General features: G+C 72.6%; 17 protein-coding genes and 1 pseudogene. 10 read left to right on the plus strand and 8 right to left on the minus strand.

Annotation, left to right across the window (positions count from 1 at the left end; translation table 11 throughout):
• Positions 1-23: 23 nt before the first annotated feature.
• A complete protein-coding gene (locus tag QF027_RS44315) occupies positions 24-1,301 on the minus strand; it encodes an FUSC family protein (RefSeq protein WP_306973210.1) in 1,278 nt (425 codons plus the stop codon).
• 225 nt (positions 1,302-1,526) lie between these two features.
• Between QF027_RS44315 and QF027_RS44320 the strand changes: the two genes are divergently transcribed.
• Positions 1,527-2,837, plus strand: coding sequence for an erythromycin esterase family protein (locus QF027_RS44320; RefSeq protein WP_307081143.1), 1,311 nt, complete (start codon positions 1,527-1,529; stop codon positions 2,835-2,837).
• Here the strand turns inward: QF027_RS44320 and QF027_RS44325 are convergent.
• A complete protein-coding gene (locus tag QF027_RS44325) occupies positions 2,801-3,388 on the minus strand; it encodes a CGNR zinc finger domain-containing protein (protein WP_306973208.1) in 588 nt (195 codons plus the stop codon). The two genes, QF027_RS44320 and QF027_RS44325, sit on opposite strands and share 37 nt — an antisense overlap.
• Positions 3,389-3,526: 138 nt before the next feature.
• Between QF027_RS44325 and QF027_RS44330 the strand changes: the two genes are divergently transcribed.
• The 5 genes from QF027_RS44330 (at position 3,527) to QF027_RS44350 (ending at position 8,195) form a co-directional block, all read left to right on the plus strand.
• Positions 3,527-4,534: a quinone oxidoreductase family protein gene (locus QF027_RS44330; protein ID WP_307081145.1), complete on the plus strand. Its 1,008-nt coding sequence runs from the start codon at positions 3,527-3,529 to the stop codon at positions 4,532-4,534.
• 70 nt (positions 4,535-4,604) lie between these two features.
• Positions 4,605-5,504, plus strand: a complete 900-nt coding sequence (locus tag QF027_RS44335; RefSeq protein WP_306973206.1) for a DUF3626 domain-containing protein — start codon at positions 4,605-4,607, stop codon at positions 5,502-5,504.
• 56 nt (positions 5,505-5,560) lie between these two features.
• A complete protein-coding gene (locus QF027_RS44340; protein ID WP_307081147.1) occupies positions 5,561-6,604 on the plus strand; it encodes a phosphotransferase family protein in 1,044 nt (347 codons plus the stop codon).
• A 6-nt stretch (positions 6,605-6,610) separates the two neighbouring features.
• A complete protein-coding gene (locus tag QF027_RS44345) occupies positions 6,611-7,891 on the plus strand; it encodes an ROK family protein (protein WP_307081149.1) in 1,281 nt (426 codons plus the stop codon).
• A gap of 61 nt (positions 7,892-7,952) precedes the next feature.
• The gene (locus QF027_RS44350) at positions 7,953-8,195 is read left to right on the plus strand and encodes a hypothetical protein (protein ID WP_307081151.1); all 243 of its coding nucleotides are present in this window, start codon (positions 7,953-7,955) and stop codon (positions 8,193-8,195) included.
• Between the two features lie 21 nt (positions 8,196-8,216).
• Here the strand turns inward: QF027_RS44350 and QF027_RS44355 are convergent, their stop codons facing one another.
• Positions 8,217-9,245: an SDR family oxidoreductase gene (locus QF027_RS44355; RefSeq protein ID WP_307081153.1), complete on the minus strand. Its 1,029-nt coding sequence runs from the start codon at positions 9,243-9,245 to the stop codon at positions 8,217-8,219.
• 104 nt (positions 9,246-9,349) lie between these two features.
• Here QF027_RS44355 and QF027_RS44360 point away from each other — a divergent pair, with 104 nt between their 5' ends.
• A complete protein-coding gene (locus tag QF027_RS44360) occupies positions 9,350-10,006 on the plus strand; it encodes a M15 family metallopeptidase (protein WP_306973202.1) in 657 nt (218 codons plus the stop codon).
• Between the two features lie 618 nt (positions 10,007-10,624).
• Here the strand turns inward: QF027_RS44360 and QF027_RS44365 are convergent.
• The 4 genes from QF027_RS44365 to QF027_RS44380 all read right to left on the minus strand — a co-directional run bounded on the left by QF027_RS44365 (position 10,625) and on the right by QF027_RS44380 (position 14,814).
• On the minus strand, positions 10,625-11,584 hold the full coding sequence (locus tag QF027_RS44365) for an SDR family NAD(P)-dependent oxidoreductase (protein WP_306973201.1): 960 nt from the start codon (positions 11,582-11,584) through the stop codon (positions 10,625-10,627).
• Between the two features lie 297 nt (positions 11,585-11,881).
• Positions 11,882-13,051, minus strand: coding sequence for an FUSC family protein (locus QF027_RS44370; protein WP_306973200.1), 1,170 nt, complete (start codon positions 13,049-13,051; stop codon positions 11,882-11,884).
• A 29-nt stretch (positions 13,052-13,080) separates the two neighbouring features.
• Positions 13,081-13,737 (minus strand): HAD family hydrolase, encoded by a 657-nt coding sequence (locus QF027_RS44375; RefSeq protein WP_307081155.1) that lies wholly within the window; start codon positions 13,735-13,737, stop codon positions 13,081-13,083.
• A gap of 39 nt (positions 13,738-13,776) precedes the next feature.
• Positions 13,777-14,814, minus strand: coding sequence for a PHP domain-containing protein (locus QF027_RS44380; protein ID WP_307081157.1), 1,038 nt, complete (start codon positions 14,812-14,814; stop codon positions 13,777-13,779).
• A gap of 180 nt (positions 14,815-14,994) precedes the next feature.
• Here QF027_RS44380 and QF027_RS44385 point away from each other — a divergent pair, with 180 nt between their 5' ends.
• The 3 genes and pseudogenes from QF027_RS44385 (at position 14,995) to QF027_RS44395 (ending at position 17,134) form a co-directional block, all read left to right on the plus strand.
• Positions 14,995-15,804 carry an SDR family oxidoreductase gene (locus QF027_RS44385; protein WP_306973197.1) on the plus strand — a complete coding sequence of 270 codons (810 nt, stop codon included), beginning with the start codon at positions 14,995-14,997 and terminating at the stop codon, positions 15,802-15,804.
• A pseudogene (locus QF027_RS44390) lies at positions 15,801-16,854 on the plus strand (DNA topoisomerase IB). Before QF027_RS44385 ends, QF027_RS44390 begins: the two are co-directional and overlap by 4 nt.
• Before the next feature lie 43 nt (positions 16,855-16,897).
• Positions 16,898-17,134, plus strand: a complete 237-nt coding sequence (locus QF027_RS44395) for a hypothetical protein (protein WP_069760801.1) — start codon at positions 16,898-16,900, stop codon at positions 17,132-17,134.
• A gap of 7 nt (positions 17,135-17,141) precedes the next feature.
• Here QF027_RS44395 and QF027_RS44400 read toward each other — a convergent pair whose 3' ends face one another.
• Positions 17,142-18,362: a glycoside hydrolase family 16 protein gene (locus tag QF027_RS44400; RefSeq protein ID WP_307081159.1), complete on the minus strand. Its 1,221-nt coding sequence runs from the start codon at positions 18,360-18,362 to the stop codon at positions 17,142-17,144.
• Positions 18,363-18,440: the final 78 nt, after the last annotated feature.

An 18,440-nucleotide genomic window follows, 5' to 3' on the forward strand; every position in this document is an offset into this window, starting at 1 on the left:
TGTGTCTGCTCGATGTGCCTGCTTCACCTGGAACGACGGGAGAGCACCGGGCGGTTCCCGCGCCACCGTTCCTGGAGCCGGGTCAGATGCGGCATCCGCTCGCGCTGCTCGCGAGCGGCCCGGTCCAGCTCCTCCAGCAGGCGGCGGGAGCGGTGCTCGGTGTCGAGCTCGTCGAGGATGCGGTTGACCTCGGTGAGGACGGCGCCGTGCAGCTGCCAGTGGCGGGAGTCGCGCTGGATCTCCTCCAGCAGCAGCTGGGCCAGTTTGTCGCGGGTCGCCGTGGCCTGGCGCAGCTCGGCGGTGAGCCGGGCCTCCGCGGACTCGGCGCTCACGCTGACATGGGTGGTGACCAGGACCGCGAAGCTGACCACGGCGTCGCCGATCTCGGACAGCAACTGCTCCACCGTACGACCGGTCTCGGGCCCGAACAGCGGCTCGGGAGCATGTGTCTCGTCGATCGCGTAAGGCTCGTCGGCGAAGGGGTCGCGTTGCTTCGCGAGGTCGGTGAGGGTGCGGGCGAGGACCCGCAGCACGACCGTGCAGATCTCCAGGGTGTCCAGGCCGGTACGCAGCACCACCCGGTGCAGCAGGCCCTCCTTCACCCTGGGGTTCAGTTTGAGACTGTCCTCTGCCTGCCGGAGGGCCGCGTCCACCTCGACGATGTCGTGGTCGAGCTCGCGCGCCTCGTGCAGCCGGGCCGTCGCCAGCTCCACGGGTGTACGGCCCGCGGCCTCCTCGCCCATCCGCAGCATCAGTTTCCGCTGTCGGCGGGCCAGCCCCTCGATCGACTCGCCCGCCTCGTCCACCCACACCGGGGGAGCGAGCAGCAGATTGCAGGCGAGGCCGACGACCGCGCCGATCAGCGTCTCCACCACGCGCGCCCAGGCGGTGTCCCCGACGGTCGTCACCCCGAGCACCAGCATCGCGCTGATCGCCACCTCGGGCACGAACTCCTCGACCCGCACCAGCCGTCCGACCACCAGCGACGCCACGATCAGCAGGGCCAGGCTCCACCAGGTCAGACCCACCAGCAGGCTGAAGGCGATGGCGACGAGGACCCCGGTCACCACGGAGTTCACCCGGCGGATGCCGGTGGTGAGCGTGGAGTAGAGGGTGACCTGCACGACCAGCAGCGCGGTCAGGGGAGCCGTGAGCGGCGCCGCTTCGGGGCTGAGCCGCAGCGCGATGACGTACGCGATCGTCGCCGCGCCCGCCGACCGCAGCGTCTGCACGACGACAGGGTCCCGGCGCCGCTTCACAAACCGCACCAGGGACGCCGTCCACTCACGTACATCTCGCATCCTCAGGGTGTTCCTCTTCCACATAGGCGTCCGGTGCACTCCTTGCGGACCGTAACTGTCCGCAAGCGTGCTCACATTGTGGGGTGCGGCCGGCTGACGGCAAGGGGCCAGGGCAGTGACGGCGGACACCCGGCACGACCTCGGGCGATCCCTGGGGAAAACCCCCGGTGTCGACGGTGGACCGCCGGATGGCCCGCGGCCGGTCGGGGGCGAAAGCGTGGAGCGATGACCTGGAAACGGACCTCGACCATCCTGACCCTGCTCATCACCCTGGGCACCGTCGTGCCGGCGGCGGCGACGACCCGGGCACCGGCCCCGTCCGTCGTCGAGGCCCTCGACCGTACCGCGCACCCCCTGCGGACCGTCGAACCCGGCGGAGACACCCGCGATCTGCGCCCCCTCGACCGGATGATCGCCGACGCCGAGGTCGTCGGCGTCGGCGAGGCCACGCACAGCTCGCACGACTTCTTCGCCCTCAAGGACCGCCTCTTCCGCCACCTCGTCGAGGAGAAGGGCTTTCGCACCTTCGCCCTGGAGGCCCCCTGGAGCACCGGCCTGCGGCTCGACGACTACGTGGTGCACGGCAAGGGAGACCCGCGGCGCATCATGCGCGAGGAGTTCCAGCGCGACTACCAGTGGTGGAACAACACCGACTATCTGCGGCTCGTCGAGTGGATGCGGACGTACAACATCCGCCACCCCGCCGACCCCGTCCGCCTCATCGGCGACGACACCGCCTGGACCGGACCCGAGGTGTACGACACGGTCGTGGCCCGCGTGGCCGCCGCCGACCCCGGCTCCGGCGAGCGCCTCAAGGGGCTGTACCGCGGGCTGCGGCCCACCGTGCCGACGGGACCGTACATCGAGAGCTACCTCGGCCAGCCGTACCCCGAACGCAGGGAGATGGCCGAACGCACCGGCGAGGCGCTGGAGCTGGTGAGGCGGGCGGGGGCCGACGACCGGACCGTCCAGGACGCCACGGCGATCGACCGCACCGCCCGCCAGTACGCCTTCGACTTCGAGGAGCCCGGACAGATCGCCGAGGCCATGCGCTACCGCGACCAGGCGATGGCCGCCAACGTGCTCTGGTGGCGACGGCACACCGGGACAAGGGTCCTGCTGTCCGCGCACGACGCCCATGTCGGCTACGAGAGCTACGACCCCGCCTACCCCAAGATGCAGGGCGCCTTCCTGCGCGACGGCCTGGGAGCGGCGTACGTCAACATCGGCCTGACCTTCGACCGGGGCTCGTTCAACGCCACCGATCAGGACGAGACCGCCGTCCGGCGCTGGACGGTGGGCCCGGCCGCCCCCGGCAGCAACGAGCGGACCCTTGACCGGGTGAGGCACCGCGACTACGCGGTCGACCTGCGGACCGTCGGCTCACCGGCGCGCGCGTGGCTCCGCCAGGCCCGCCCGACCTACCGGATCGGCACCGCCTACCCCGACGGCCCGCACGACGTTGCCCTGGCCCGCACCCACGACATCCTGATCCACCTTCACCGGGTGGAGGCGGCCCGGCTGCGGGACCGGTAACCGGCGATCTTCGCGAGGTTGCCGCAGCGGTCCATCGAGCACCAACGGCGGCGGCGGGCCTGCGAGTCGTCGAGGAACAGCAGGGAACAGCCCGGGTTCTCGCACTCCTTGACCCGCTCCAGGAGCGGGCCCCGCACCAGGAGTACGGCGTCCCGCGCCACCGTCGCCAGGGCCGCGCGGGCCGGACTGCGCGCCGTCCAGCGGGACGGGCCCAGTTGCGGCGCGAGATCCGGCTGGGCGGCGACCGCGTTGACCCGCTCCACGTCGGCCGGGTCGGGTACCCGGCCGGCCATCGCGGCGCGGACCAGGCCGTACAGGGCCTCGCGCAGGAGGCGTGCGTCCGTCAGGTCCCGAGCGGTGACCCGCACTGCACCCTCGTCGGTGGCCAGCTCCGCCTCCGTGAACCAGCGCGCGAGGGCCGCGGTGTCGGGAAGTCGCTCCAGCGGCGTGGCGTGCCGTTTGCCGAGGGTGGCCGCGAAGTCCAGACAGGGGCGGCCGCCGATGAACGGGAACGCGAGAGCCGGGTCGGCGGGGGCGGGGCTGCCGGTCATACGACGAGCGTACACCGGTTCATGGGGTGTTGGGTCGGAGGGCTCGCCCTCTTGACACCGGTTGAGGAGGTGTCGGATGGTGACACCACTTCAACCGGTGTCAGTTGCTCGGGTGGCCGGGCAGAGAGCAGGTGCGGTATGCGTGCGGTGCGGATCGACAGGTTCGGCGGACCGGAAGTACTGGTGCCGGTCGACGTCCCCGACCCGGTGCCGGGTCCCGGAGAGGTGCTGGTGCGGATCGCCGCGGCCGGGGTGAACCGGGTGGACGCCCTGCTCCGGGCCGGCCTCTACCACCGCGGCGGACGCCCGCCGCTCATCCCGGGTGCCGAGGCGGCGGGGGTCGTCGTGGAGGTGGGGGAGGGGGTGACCGACTTCGCGCCCGGACAGCGGGTCATGGCCCTGGACGGCGGCAAGTCATCAGGCTTCTACGCCCAGTTGGCGACGGTGCCCACCACCCACCTGGTGGTGCTCCCCGACGGCGTGGACCTGGCCCGGGCGGCCGCCCTGCCGATCGCCTGGCTCAGCGCCTGGTACTGCGTGCGGCACCTCGCCCGTGTCTCCAAGGACGACACCGTGGTGGTGAAGGCGGCCGCGAGCGGTGTCGGCACCGCGGCCGTGCAGATCGCCGCCGAGGCAGGGGCGCGGGTCATCGCCCTGGCCGGTTCGGCCGAGAAGGCCGCCTGGGCGGGGGAGTTCGGTGCCGACGTCACCGTCGACACCTCTGCCTTCCCCGGCGACGCCGAGGTCGAGGAGGTGCTCCGGCTCACCGACGGCCGTGGCGCCGACGTCGTCCTGGACACCGTCGGCGGCCGGGCCTTCGGGCGCAGTCTGCGTGAAGTGGGCCACGGCGGCCGGGTCGTGGCCCTCGCCAACGTCGCCCTGGAACCGAGCACCGTCGACACGCGCGACTTCTACCCCAAGAACGCCTCGATCCTCGGCTTCCAGCTCACCAACCTCCAGATCCACGGTTACGACCCGCGCCCCGACCTGCGGGAACTGGCCGACCGGGTCGCCGCCGGCGGCTATCGCGTGCCGATCGAGACCGTCGTACCCCTGGAAGCGGCGCGGGCCGCCCACGAGCGGCTGGAACGGCGTGACAACCGCGGCAAGATCGTGCTCTCGGTCGGACCGGAATTCGGCAAATGAGATGCGGGCGTCCTCCTCGCCAGGTGATCATCCGGTGAGTCGTGGGTGAGTCAGGGGCGAGGAGACGCCGGTGAATCCAGTGGGGTCGGCACGAGCACGGGCAGCGCTGAACCATGTGGCGGCCGTCTCGGAGGGGCCGGCCGTCGCCCCGGACGTGCGCATCACGCTGAACTTCCATCCGGACCGCGTGGCGCGCGGCCTGCCCCTCCTGGAGGCTCTGGCCCAGGACGGTGCCTACCACTCGCAGTTCGTCACCGGCACGAGCAACGGCGGGCTGACCGCGCACCCCGGCGGCGACCGCTGGCGCTGGGAGAGCCGGATCTTCGGCGGTGCCTACGACGACGCCGACGCCCATGACCGGCCCGTGTACGGCGCGCTGAACTTCCGTCGTCAAGTGGTGGGCGCGGCCCCGCGGTTCGGCTCCTCGCACTTCCGGCTGTCCGGCGAGCCGCTGGCCCGCGCCACCTTCTGCTACCCAGACAGCGCCGCCGAGCCGGTCCACTTCGGGATCGCCGCAGGCATGTCCCTGATCGCCCTCGCGGAGGCGGACGAGCAGGACGCCCTCGACGACTACATCGAGGCCCAGGTGCACGGCGGCGTCGACCTGGCCCGCGACGTGGAGGCCCTCGTCCTGGACGCGAGCTACCGGAACACTCCTGTCGAGGCGGCGGCACACCTGCTGCCCGTCCCCGTCGAGTGGCACCCCGGCTACCGCATCACCGTCGCCGAACTGCACCGCCACGCCCACTACCGCGGACAGGAGTACGCCGACCTGGGCGCGAGCATCGCCGAGGACGGCATGGTCGACCCGCGCATCATCGGCGACGCCGCCCGGACGGGCCGCTACGAACTCCAGCACCTGAAAATGGTCTGGCACACACTGGCTCGCTTCGGGGCGCCGGAGGCGACGGCTCGTGCGGAGGAGGCCGCGGGGGGCCGGACGCCGGTGGTGAGCAGTCCGGGCGTGTAGGCCCGCCAATGGCGCCCGGTGTGCGGGACGCGTTCCGTACCCTGTTCCCGGAACACATGCCCGACGCCGACCGGACGGCTGCCGAGCAGGGAGAAGGGGGCGGGACGTTGGTGGACTCCTGGGAATGGGCCCGACGGGTGCTGGAGGGCGCGGGTCTCGACCCCGGCCGCCTCGCCGGGCTGCGGCCGCTGAGCGGCGGCACGTACAACACCGTCGAGGAACTCCTGCTGACCGACGGCACCCGTTACGTCCTCAAGGTCCCGCCCGCGTCCACCGTTCCCGGCCTGCGCTACGAGCGTGAACTCCTGGTCTCCGAGGCCGAGTTCTACCGAGCCGCCGCCGTGGCCGAGGTCGCGGCGCCGCACGTCGTGGCCCTCGGCGAGGAGGCCGCCGTACCGCACCTGCTGATGACCGCGTGTCCCGGCGAGCCCTGGGACGGCTCGGTGGCCGAAGCCGAACGGGCTCCGCTGCGAAGGGAGTTGGGCCGCCAGGTGGCCCGGCTGCACACGGTGACCGGGCCGGGCTTCGGCTACCCCTCCGGTGCTCTCGGTCCGCTGGCCCCCGACTGGCGGACCGCCTTCACCGCCATGATCGAGGCCGTCCTGGACGACGCCCGGGACTACGGAGCGCGGCTGCCCCGCTCCGTCGACCAGGTGGCGAGCACACTGAGGGCCGGCTTCCCCGCCCTCGACGAGGTCACGGTCCCGGCCCTGGTCCACTTCGACCTGTGGGACGGCAACATCCTGCTGGACCGCCGGGCGGACGGGGAGCTTTGCATCGGCGGGCTCATCGACGGGGAGCGGATGCTCTGGGGCGACCCCCTCGCCGACTTCGTGTCCCTGGCGCTGCTCGGGGACATCAAGAAGGACGAGGCGTTCCTCGCGGGCTACCGGGAGGAGGGCGGCCGGGCGGAGTTCGACGTGCCGGCCCGGGTGCGCCTGGCCCTCTACCGCGCCTACCTCTACCTGATCATGCTCACCGAGACCGTCCCGCGGGCGGTCGACGACGAGAAGGAACGCTGGGTCCAGTCGGCGGTCGCACCGGAACTCGTCGCCGCCCTGGACGAGATCGAGGCCCTCGCCCGGGTCGCAGGAGCCTGAAGACCCTTGAACGGACGCACCGTACGCGATCTCAGACGCGCCAACCGCACTGCCGTACTGCAACGCCTCTACTTCGACGGCCCCCTCAGCCGCTTCGAACTCGGCCCGGTCACCGGGCTCAGCTCCGGCTCCGTCAGCAATGTCGTCGCCGACCTGGTGGCCGACGGCCTGCTGGAGGAGGCCGGCAGCGTCGACTCCGACGGCGGACGCCCCCGCACCCTGCTGCGGGTGGCCCCCGGCAGCGGCCACATGATCGGCGTCGACGTCGGCGAGACCCGGGTGCGCGTCGAGCTGTTCGACCTCACCCTCACCGAACTCGCCCGCGCCGAACGCCCGTTGACCCAGAAGAGCTACGACGTCGAGGCCATCGTCGGGCACATCCGCGACGGCATCGCCGAGGTGCTCGCCGGTACCGGGACCGAGCCCGAGGCGCTGCTCGGCGTCGGCATCGGTGTGCCCGGCATCGTCGCGCACACCCCCCGCAGCGGGGCCGTCGTGCACGGCCAGACCATCGGCTGGGACGCAGTCCCGCTGGAGGCACTGCTGCGCACCGGCTCCCTGCTGCCCGGCAGCGTCCGGTACTTCATCGACAACGGCGCCAAGACCCTCGGCCAGGCCGAGATGTGGTTCGGTGGCGGCCGCGGCGCTCGCAGCGCCGTCGTGGTCCTCTTCGGCTCCGGCGTCGGCGCCTGTCTGGTGACGCCCGAGGTGGAGCAGGGCCGGGCGGTCGAATGGGGGCATCTGACCGTACGCGTCAGGGGGCGCCGCTGCCGCTGCGGTGCTCTCGGCTGCCTGGAGGCCTACGCCGGCGCCGAGTCGCTGCTCGAGCGCTGGCGGGAAGCGGGCGGCCGCCCGCCCGAGGGCGCCGACGAGGAGACCGCGCTGGCCGCGATGCTCACCGCCGCCCATCCGGCCGAGGGCACCGAGGCCGACCCGGTGGCCCTCGCCGTCCTGGAGGAGACCGCCGAGTACCTGGGCGCGGGCCTGTCCGACCTGATCAACCTCTTCCAGCCCGAGCGGATCATCGTGGGCGGCTGGGCCGGGCTCCAGCTCGGCGCCCGGTTCCTGCCCGCCGTACGGCGCCACGCGACGGCGTACGCGCTGCGGTACCCGGCCGAGAAGGTCACCGTCGACCTCGGCCGTCTCGGGCCCGACGCGGTCACCGTCGGCGCGGCCATCCTTCCGCTCGCCGACTTCTTCGCCCGCGGCGGACGGCGACCCGAACCCACCCCCGAGGGACCGGCACCGGCCTGGCGGACGGCCCTGGAGGAGCGGGCCCCGCACTGACGTTTCGCCGACCTGCGCGGAGGTACTCGCGCTCCCGCGATGAACGCGAAGGGAGGACGCCGTGGACCACCGTCACGAAGCGCCCGGCGAGAACGGTGACCCCGTCCCGCGGGATCTGCCGGACCAGCAGGTGGGCGAGGGTGAGGACCCCTGGGAGGTCGCCGACGTCCCGGACAAGGAACCCGGCACCGACGAGCCCGAGGCCGTCCCCGACACCGACGAGGCGGGCACCGGCCGGCAGGGAGCGACGCGGTCGGACACCGTGCACCCGGAGCACCCGGGAGCCGAGGAGTCCACCGGTTGACGCCAGGGCCGCGAGGGCCGCTCAGCCGACCTTGCGGCCCTTCATCGGCTCCGTCCGCGCCCCCGCGCCCTGCTGCATCCCGTGCAGGAACTCCTCCAGTACCTCGGTCGCCGTGTGCTCCGGGTGCCAGCCGAGTTCCGTACGCGCACGGGTGCAGTCCATCAGCGGCAGTCGCAGGACCGCGTCGAACAGATGCGGGGACGCGGGCAGCAGATGCAGGCCCCACGCGGCCGCGATCGCCGAGCGGGCCGCGGTGCGCGGCAGCCGTACGGGACGGGCGTCGAGCATCCCGGCCAGCAACTCGGCGTCGACCGGCGGCTCGCCCGCCAGGTTGAAGGCGCCCCGCACGTCCGAGCGCACCGCCAGTGCGTAGGCCTGAGCGGCGTCGTCGGTGTGCAGTGCCTGCACGCGCAGACCGGGAATGTCGGGGAGGAAGGGCAGCAGATCGGGCCGCGCCAGCTGGCCCGGCAGGAAACGGCCGCCGAAGATGCGGCGCTGCTCGCTCGCCGACTCCCGCTTGAAGAGGAACGCCGGACGCATCCGTACGACCCGGACGGCGGGGTGGTCGCGCTCGAAGGTGTCCAGGGCGCGCTCCAGATACGCCTTCTCCCGGCAGTACGCGGCGTCCGGCCAGCCGTGCGTCGGCCACGACTCGTCCACCGCGTGCTCCTTCGGACCCGGGGAGTAGGCGCCCACGGACGACGCGTGCACCAGCGTCGGCACCTTGGCCGCCGCGACCGCCTCGAACACCTGGATCGAGCCGAGGACGTTGGTGCGCCAGGTCATCGCCGGGTCGTGCGTCGGCTGGAACGCCCACGCCAGATGGACCACCGCGTCGGCGCCCGCGAACTCCTCGGTCAGGTCGGTCTGTTCCGATGCCAGGTCGACCGCGGACCACTCGGTCCGCGCGGGCGACCAGTCCGGGATCCGCCGGGCCAGGCCCCGTACGGAGCCGACCTCCGGATCCTCGGAGAGTAGGCGCACCACGCTGGTTCCCACGTTGCCGGTGGCGCCCGTGACCACGATCCTGCTGCCGGTTGAAGTGCTCACGTTCGGCTCCTTCGGGCCGCTGGGGCGGGGAACTCCCCGAGTACCCGGCCCCCGGCGATGCACGCGGTGCACGGCACGGTCCGCGGCCACGAGATGATCACCCCATGAGTGAGATCATCCTGATGTCCGACGCGCGTGTCGCCGCCGTCCCGGTCGAGGAGAACGGCGAACCCCTCGTGGACGTCCGCCCCCACCTCCGCGTCGACGACCGCAAGCACGAGGACTCCCGGGGTGCCGAGGTCCATCTGCGCCAGGGTGTCCTCGACCGGTTGCTCCGGGCGCAGGCTCTGCTGCCCGACGGCCTGCGCCTGCTCTTCGTCGAGGGGTACCGGCCGCCCGCCCTCCAGCGGCACTACTTCGAGACGTACGCCGACGGACTGCGCGCCGCCCGTCCGGACTGGTCCGCCGACCGGATCCGCTCGGCGGCCAGCCGTTATGTCTCCCCGCCCGAGATAGCCCCGCACAGTGCCGGCGCGGCCGTCGATCTCACGCTCGCCGACGCCGGCGGCCGCGAACTCGACCTGGGCACCGCCATGAACGCCAATCCGGAGGAGAGTGACGGCGCCTGCTACACGGGCGCCGGCAACATCTCCGAGGAGGCCAAGGCCAACCGGGCCGTGCTGGGCGAGGCGCTGAGCGCGGCGGGCCTGGTCAACTATCCGACCGAGTGGTGGCACTGGTCCTACGGCGACCGCTACTGGGCTCTGGAGACCGGCGCGCCCGCCGCGCTGTACGGCGCGAAGGAACTCGACGCGACGTAGCGCCTGGCGGAGGCCCCGGGATCTCCTCAGGAGGGACTGAGGATCTCGACGCGTCGTCCCTGGGGCACCGATTCTCCCGAGGAGCCGGGGCCTCGGCGCGGATCGTGCCGAGGCGGTTCGGGGGTTTGGGTGTGGGCTGTGCTGAGGGGGCTCGGGGGTTTGGGTGTCGGCTGTGTGGAAGGGGGCCGGGGGTCCAGGTGCCGGGCGTGTGGAAGGGGCTCGGGGCCCAGGTGCCGGCCGTGCCGAGACGGCTCGGGGGTTTGGGTGTCGGCTGTGTTGAGGGGGCTCGGGGGTTTGGATGTCGGCAGTGTGGAAGGGGTCCGAGGGTCCAGGTGCCGGGCGTGTGGAAGGGGCTCGGGCGTCCAGGTGCCGGCCGTGCGGAACGGGCTCGGGGGTTTGGGTGTCGGCTGTGTTGAGGGGGCTCGGGGCCCAGGTGCCGGCCGTGTAGTGGGGGCTCGGAGGTTTGGGCGTCGGCCGTGCTGAGGGCGCCAGGGGGTTCAGGTCCGGGCGTGCTGAGGGCGCCGGGGGGCAGGTCCGGCCGTGCTGAGGGCGCCCGGGGCCCAGGTGCCGGCCGTGTCAAAGGGCCCCACTGATCACGACGCCGGCCGGCCCGAAGGCTCAGCCGAACGCGTTCACGCCCGTGAGCTCCGCCGACAGCGTCCACAGACGCTCCGCCTGCTCCGGGTCGGTCGCCCACGCCCTGACGCCGCTGCTCTCGTCGCCGTCGACGGCGGGCTCGGCGATGTCGCAGTCCTCCAGATAGACCCCGCCCATCCCGGCCAGCTGGGGCGAGGTCGCCGCCCACACCTGCGTGGCCGCGCCCTGCTCCGGGCTCTTGAAGCCCGAGGGGTTGAGCACGTTGCCCTGCTCGTCGATCCAGCCGCGCTCCACCATCTCCGCCTTGGGCAGGTGGCGCTGCAACGGGGTGAGGATGCCGCCCGGGTGGAGCGAGAAGGCCCGCACACCGCGGTCGGCGCCGCGCTTGTCGAGGTGGACGGCGAACAGGACGTTCGCCGTCTTGGCCTGGCCGTAGGCCTGCCACTTGTCGTAGCCGGTCCGCCAGTGGACGTCGTCCCAGCGCATCCCGGAGAAGTGGTGGGCGCGCGAGGACACCGAGACCACGCGGGCGCCGCCGGGCTCGATCGCCGGCCACAGCCGGTTGACCAGCGCGAAGTGACCGAGGTGGTTGGTCGCGAACTGCGCCTCCCAGCCCGGCCCGACCCGCGTCTCCGGGCAGGCCATGATCCCGGCGTTGTCGATGACGAAGTCGACCGTGCGGCCCGAATCGAGGAACCGCTCGGCGAAGGCGCGCACGCTCTCCAGGTCGCCGAGATCCAGTTCGTCCAGTTCGACACCGTCGAGGCCGGCCAGGGCCTTCCAGGCGGTGTCGGGACGCCGGGCCGGGACGACGACCCGGGCACCTGCCTTCGTCAGCGCCCGGGTGGTCTCCAGACCGAGCCCCGAGTAGCCGCCGGTGACGATGGCGAGCTTGCCGGACAGGTCGATGCCCGCGAGAACGTCATCGGCGGTGCTGTGGGCGCCGAACCCCGAACCGATCTTGTGCTGTGCAGTGCTCATGACGGGAACGCTACGAATTGGAGTGCTCTCGAAGTCAAGCCCACGCCGTCCGGGGCACCGGGCCCGGACAAGAGGAAGCCCCGACCGGACGGGGGAATCACGGTCGGGGCGGTCCAGTGGTGGGCACGGACGGCGGTCGCCTCTCGGCGAAAGGCTCCACAGGGCTTCAGCCGAACGATCGTCCCTGTGGGCAAAAGGTGAGGCCCGGGGACACTGTCCCGTCCGTACCCACGGTCTGTTCAACCGGCAACCACCCTGTGGTGTTCCGCCGTTGAGGGCATTCCCGGGTGAGCTGTGTCACCCGTGCCGACCGGTCGGAACGGTCTCGCTCCACAGGTTCTCGGCCTGCAGCAGCAGACTCCCCAGCACCGTCGTGCCGTCGCCCCCCTGCCCGGCGTGCTCCCGCAGACCGTCCTGCAACTGTCCGCGCAGCTCGCGCATCGCCGACTCGGCATGGTCGTCCGGACGGGCCGCGCCGTCGGCCGTCAGCAGCCGGTCGCTCTCCGCGTGACAGGCGTCGCCGATCAGCTGCAAAAGGTCGGCGTAGGCGTCCAGCACCGGCCTGGCGGGTGGCGCGGGGGCGCGGCTATCGTCGGCGGCCACGGCCAGGGTCCGGGTGAGCGCGCGGATGTGCCCGGTGACACGGCTCCAGCGCTCGTCGTCCTGCTCCGGCGGGATCGACGCGGGAAGCCGCCGTACGGCACGTCGCGGGGCGGCGGTCAGACGCAGGCTCTCCCGGCTCCAGCCACGGGCGGACCGCAGCGCGTCCAGGCGGCGCTCCAGCCGGGCCGAGCCATGCGACCAGCCCTGCGCGTCCCACTCGCCGTCCCGCAGGTCACCGGCCACGATGTGCAGTACGTCGCCCGCCTCCCGGGCCAGCGCCGCGAGGTTCTCCCGTACGTCCCGCAGATGGATCGGCGGAATCACGAAGGCGTTCACGGCGATACCGATGACCGCACCGAGGGCGGCCTGCCCCACCCGGTGGCCGACGGCGGAGACGTCGGCGGCGCCGGTGGCGAGGGTGAACAGCGCGGTGGTGGCGCCGTAGATCCCCTGGTCGCCGAAGCGCGGCCAGTTCGCCAGCAGCATCAGCAGCGGTACGGACAGCGCCACGGCACCCAGCGTGTTCCCGGTGACGGCCAGGGCAAGGGACGCCAGCAGCGCCCCGGCACAGATCGCCGTGAACTGCCGAGCGGCCTGAACCAGCGAGCTGTACACGGTGGCCTGCACCAGCACCACCGCCACCCAGGGCGCCATCAGGGCCATCGGGTCGCCCATCCACACGCCCGCCACGAGCCAGGCGAGGATCGCGGCGGCCGAGGCCTTGAGCGACTGCACGAGCAGATCGCGCTCCCGCCCCGGCCCACGGCAGGCGGCACGGGCCGCCCGGCCGACGGCACGTGCCTCCTCCCGCAGCGCGTGCGTCGGGCGGGGCTGTCGACGTAGAGCTTCCGTCACACCAGTCATCCGCTGTGGGTTCCGTGCTGTCCGGCAGGTCATGCCAGAGGACTGTCCGCAAGGGATGCCAGCAGATGGGCCGGATCGTCGTAGATCGCCTGCGCGCCCGCCTCCACCAGGTCGGCGCGAGGGATGCCGCCGCACAGGACGCCGACGCAGCGCACACCCGCCCGGGAGCCGGCCCGCATGTCCCAGACGGTGTCGCCGACGAAGACCGCGCGCTCGGCGGGCACCCCGGCCAGCTCCAGCGCGTGTTCGACGGGCTCGGGGGCGGGCTTGCCCTCCGCCACGTCGTCGGCGCTCGCGGTGGCCATGATCGCGTCGTCCGCGGAGATCGCCCGGCGCAGCGCGGACAGTTCCGCCCCGCCCGCCGAGGTGGCGAGCACCACCCGCCAGCCGTCCTGGTCGAGACGGCGCAGCAGCCGCCCGGCGTCCTGGAGCGCCGGCAGCCGGTCGAAGTACTGCCCGTACAGGGCCTTGTGGGCGGCGCTGAGCTCCTCGTCCTGGTCCTTGTCGCGGTCGTCGCCCAGGAGATGGGCGACGAGGTCGTCGGAGCCGAGTCCGATGGCCCGGTGCACGGCATGCATCGGCACCCGGTGGCCCGCCTGCCGCAGCGCCTCCCACCACGTCGTCACATGCAGGTGGTTGGTGTCCACCAGAGTGCCGTCGACGTCGAACACTGCCGCGCGTTGCATGAACCGCCCCTTTCCTGTCGTGCCCTCCCTAGTACCACGTCAGACGTTCGCCACTCGGGACGGCACCCGGCCCTCCCGGGACCAGGCCAGCAGCTCCTCCAGACTCCAGGTGGTCACGATCCGCTCGGCCGGCACCCCGCACTCCTCCGCCCGCGCGCACCCGAGGATCTGCCAGTCGAGCTGGCCGGGCGCGTGCGCGTCGGTGTCCACCGAGAACAGCACGCCCGCGTCGACCGCCCGGCGCAGCAGCCGGCGCGGTGGATCGAGGCGCTCCGGACGGCTGTTGATCTCCACCGCCGTGCCGGACTCGGCGCACGCGGCGAACACCTCGTCCGCGTCGAACTCCGACTCGGGCCGCCCCCGCCCGGTCACCAGCCGCCCCGTGCAGTGCCCGAGGACGTTCGCGTGCGGGTCGTGCACGGCGGCCACCATGCGCCGGGTCATCGAGCGGGCGTCCATGCGCAGCTTGGAGTGCACGGACACGACCACGACGTCCAGGCGGTCCAGGAGTTCGGGTTCCTGGTCCAGCGAGCCGTCGTCGAGGATGTCGCACTCGATGCCGGTGAGCAGCCGGAACGGCGCCCAGGTCTCGTTCAGCGCCGCCACCACGTCCAGCTGCTCCCGCAGCCGCTCCGGGGACAGCCCCCGGGCCACCGTCAGCCGCGGCGAGTGGTCGGTCAGCACCGCCCACTCGTGGCCGAGCTCCGCGGCCGTGCGGCCCATCTCCTCGATCGGGCTGCCGCCGTCCGACCAGTCGGAGTGCAGATGGCAGTCGCCCCGCAGCAGCGCCCGCAGCCGGTCGCCGCCCCCGGCGCGCGGCGCGGTGGACTCACCCTCCAGCTTCTCCAGGTAGCCGGGCACCCCTCCGGCCAGCGCCTCACGCACCACCTGCGCCGTCTTCGGGCCGACGCCCTTGAGGGACTCCAGCGACCCGGCCTGCGCGCGCTCGCGCACCTCGTCCGCGGGCAGCTCGGCCAGCACCCGGCCCGCCGTACGGAAGGCACGCACGCGGTACGTCGGTGCCAGGGACCGCTCCAGCAGGAAGGCGATCCGGTCCAGGGCTTCGACGGGATCCATCACCACCTCCTCCTCCAGAGTTCCCCACGCCCACGGGGCCCGCACGACGGGCGAGCGGTTTGTCGGGTACGCCGCCGGGTACTGCGATGCCTCGTCGGATGTCACTCGGACCTCGGACTCCGGACGTCCGGCAACCGCCTCGTCACCCCTGACGACGCCCCCCTTCCCGAGGAGGCCCAGATGTCCGCCCCCACCGCACCCCGCAGCAAGGTGGCCGTGATCACCGGAGCCGACTCCGGCATCGGCAGGGCCACCGCCGTCCGGCTGGCCCGGGCGGGGATGGACATCGGCATCACATGGCACACCGATCTCAAAGGTGCCGAGGAGACCGCCGAGGAGGTCCGCGCCCACGGGCAGCGGGCCGTCGTGGCCCAGATGGACCTCACGCGGCTGCCCGTCGCCGCCGGCACGGTCGACGAACTGTGCGACCGGCTCGGCCGCCTCGACGTGCTGGTCAACAACGCGGGCACGGGCACCATGACGCCCTTCCTCGACCTGGAGCTCGACACCGTCCGCGAGGTCCTCGACGTCGACCTCGTCGGTCCCTTCCTGTGCGGCCAGCGGGCCGCCCGGCACATGATCCGGCAGGGCTCGGGCGGCCGGATCGTCAACGTGACCTCCGTCCACGAGCACCAGCCGCGGGTCGGCGCCGCCCCCTACTGCGCGGCCAAGGGCGGCCTCGGGCTGCTCACCCAGGTCATGGCCCTGGAACTCGCCGAGCACGGCATCACCGTCAACGCGGTCGCGCCCGGGGAGATCGCCACCCCGATGACCGGCCAGGACGACACAGACGTTCGGACCGAGGACCGCCCCGGCGTCCCGCTCGGCCGTCCGGGGGACGCCCGTGAGGTGGCCGCCGTGATCGCCTTCCTCGCCGGCCCCGAGGCCACGTATGTCACCGGCGCGTCCTGGAGTGTCGACGGCGGCATGCTCCGGATGGGCCCGCAGGCCGGCTCGCACCTCGAGGACGACGAGTGGCGGCGCCCTTGAGACTGCGGACCAGTACGTCCGACCGCCCCGGCTTCACCCGTGTCCGCTGTGGCCGGGGCTTCCGCTACCGGGACTCCGACGGCCGGTCGATCACCGACCCGGACGTGCTCGCCCGCATCCGTGCCCTGACCATCCCGCCCGCCTGGCGCGAGGTGTGGATCTGTCCCTGGCCCAACGGCCATCTCCAGGCCGTGGGCCCCGACGACGCCGGTCGCCGCCAGTACCTGTACCAAGAGCGGTTCCGCGCCCAGCAGGAGCAGGCCAAGCACGAGCACGTGCGGGAGGTGGCCCGGGCCCTGCCCGCGCTGCGCGAGCGGGTCGCCGAGGACCTCGCGGGCCGGGGCCTGACCCGCACCCGGGTCACGGCCTGCGCGGTGCGCCTGCTCGACCTCGGGTTCTTCCGGAGCGGCAGCGACCGGCACACCCGCCGGATGGAGACCTACGGCCTGACGACCACGCTCCGTGAGCACGTCACCTGCGGCCGCGAGGAGCTCACCTTCGCCTACCCGGCCAAGGGCGGCGTCGAGCTCGTCCGCGCGCTCGTCGACGAGGACGCCCTGGCCGTCGTAGGGGCGCTCAAGCGCCGCAGGCGCGGCGGGGACCGGCTGTTCGCCTACTGGGAGCGGGCGGCCTGGCGCGACCTGCACGGCGGCGATCTGAACGAGGCGCTGCGCCGGCTGTCCGGCACCGACTCCCCCTACTCTCGGCTTCGCTCGAGCCGGGGGGACCCCCATCGCCAAGGACTTCCGCACCTGGCACGCCATGGTGCTCGCCGCCGTCGCCCTCGCCGTCACCGCCGAGGACGCCCGGGTCACCCCGACGGCCCGCCGCCGGCAGATGGCCCGGGCCGTGCGCGAGGTCAGCCACTACCTGGGCAACACACCCGCGGTGTGCCGGGCCTCGTACATCGACCCTCGGGTCTTCGAGCTGTTCGAGCAGGGGGAGAGCATCGCCCCAGCGCTCACCCGGCTGGGCGAACACGGGGACTTCGGGCGGCCGGCCACCCAGGGAGCGGTCGAGGCGGCGGTCCTCGCCCTGCTCGGCGGCTGACGTGCGCCACTCGCTCCCGGGCCTTGCGTTCTACGCTCTATTCATGACCGAAATCGCGAGCCCTCACATCGCCAACCCGCGGATCATCGTGCTCGGGGTCCAGCCGACCACGCCTCCCTTCCGGATCGTGGAGATCGACGGGGAAGTGGTCGGCGAGGCGAGGGCCGTCACCGACGTCCTGGAGGCGGCCGCCGCCTTCGGCATCACGGTCCACGACCTGGACGACCCGGACGTGGTCCGCTGGGTGGGCGGAGACAAGTTCACCTGGACCCGGCACTGATCCCGGCTCAGCCGACGGTCCACTTCTGGTTGGCGCCGCCTGTGCAGGTCCACAGCTGCAGCCGGGTGCCGTTGGCCGAGCTGTTGCCCGTCACGTCGAGGCACTTGTCGGCCTGCGGGTTGACGATGTCGCGTGCGCCCGTGACGGTCCACCGCTGGGCACCGGAGCCGTTGCAGTCGTAGAGCTGGACCGCCGTCCCGTCCGCGGTGCCGCCGCCCGTCACGTCCAGGCACTTCCCGAGCGCGCGGATCGTGCCGTCCGAGCCGACCGTCCACTGCTGGGCGGCGGTGCCGTTGCAGTCGTAGAGCTGGACGGCCGTCCCGTTCGCGGGGTTCGCCCCGGCGACGTCCACGCACTTGCCGGCCAGGCCCCGGATCGCCGCCCCCGTCGCCGTGTCGCCGGTGGTCACCGACACGTGGTCCACCACGAGCTGCTGCGGAAAGACCGTGGAGCCGTCCGGGTCGCCGGGCCAGTAGCCGCCGACCGCGAGGTTCAGGATCAGGAAGAACGGCTTGTTGAACACCCAGGTGCGGCCGCCCAGGTCGGCGGGCGTGCGGCGCTGGTAGACGTTCCCGTCCACGGACCAGGTGATCGAGTCGGGTGCCCAGTCGACGGCGAAGGTGTGGAAGGCGTCCGCGAAGGCCTGGCCGTTCGGCAGGGAGTAGCCGGCGCCTATGCCGCCCGAGCCGGAGTAGCCGGGACCGTGGATCGTGCCGTGGACGGTCGAGGGTTCGAAGCCGACGTTCTCCATGACGTCGATCTCGCCCGAGTCCGGCCAGTTGACCGGGGTCCCGAGCATCCAGAACGCCGGCCACATGCCCTGCCCGCGCGGGATCTTCATCCGCGCCTCGACGTGCCCGTACTGCGCCGTGAACTTCCCGGAGGTGTTCAGCCGGGCCGAGGTGTACTGGCAGGTGCCGTACCAGCACGGGTAGTTCGCCGGGTTCTCGCGCCGGGCCGTGATCACGAGATGGCCCTGGCCGTCGAGAGCGGCGTTCTTGTTGCCCGACGTGTAGTACTGCCGCTCATGGTTGTTGACGTTGTCGCCGGTCTCGATCTGCCACTTCGAGGAGTCGACGGCGGCTCCGGCGGGCCCGTCGAAGGTGTCGGAGAAGGTCACCGCGGCGGCGGAGACGGCTGGTGGGTCCGCCTGGGCGGTACCCGACGGGATCAGGACGGCGGACAGGGCGGCGAGGAGACATCTGCGCAGCAGGCGTGAGGCGGCCACGGCTCTTCCTTCGAGGTGGGGGGGTGAAGGTGTCGCCTCTTGATTTAAGGAGTGAGTTAAGGGGCCGTCAATACTTTG

The organism is Streptomyces canus (genome assembly GCF_030816965.1).
In the GTDB taxonomy this organism is placed as follows: Bacteria; Actinomycetota; Actinomycetes; order Streptomycetales; family Streptomycetaceae; genus Streptomyces; species Streptomyces canus_E.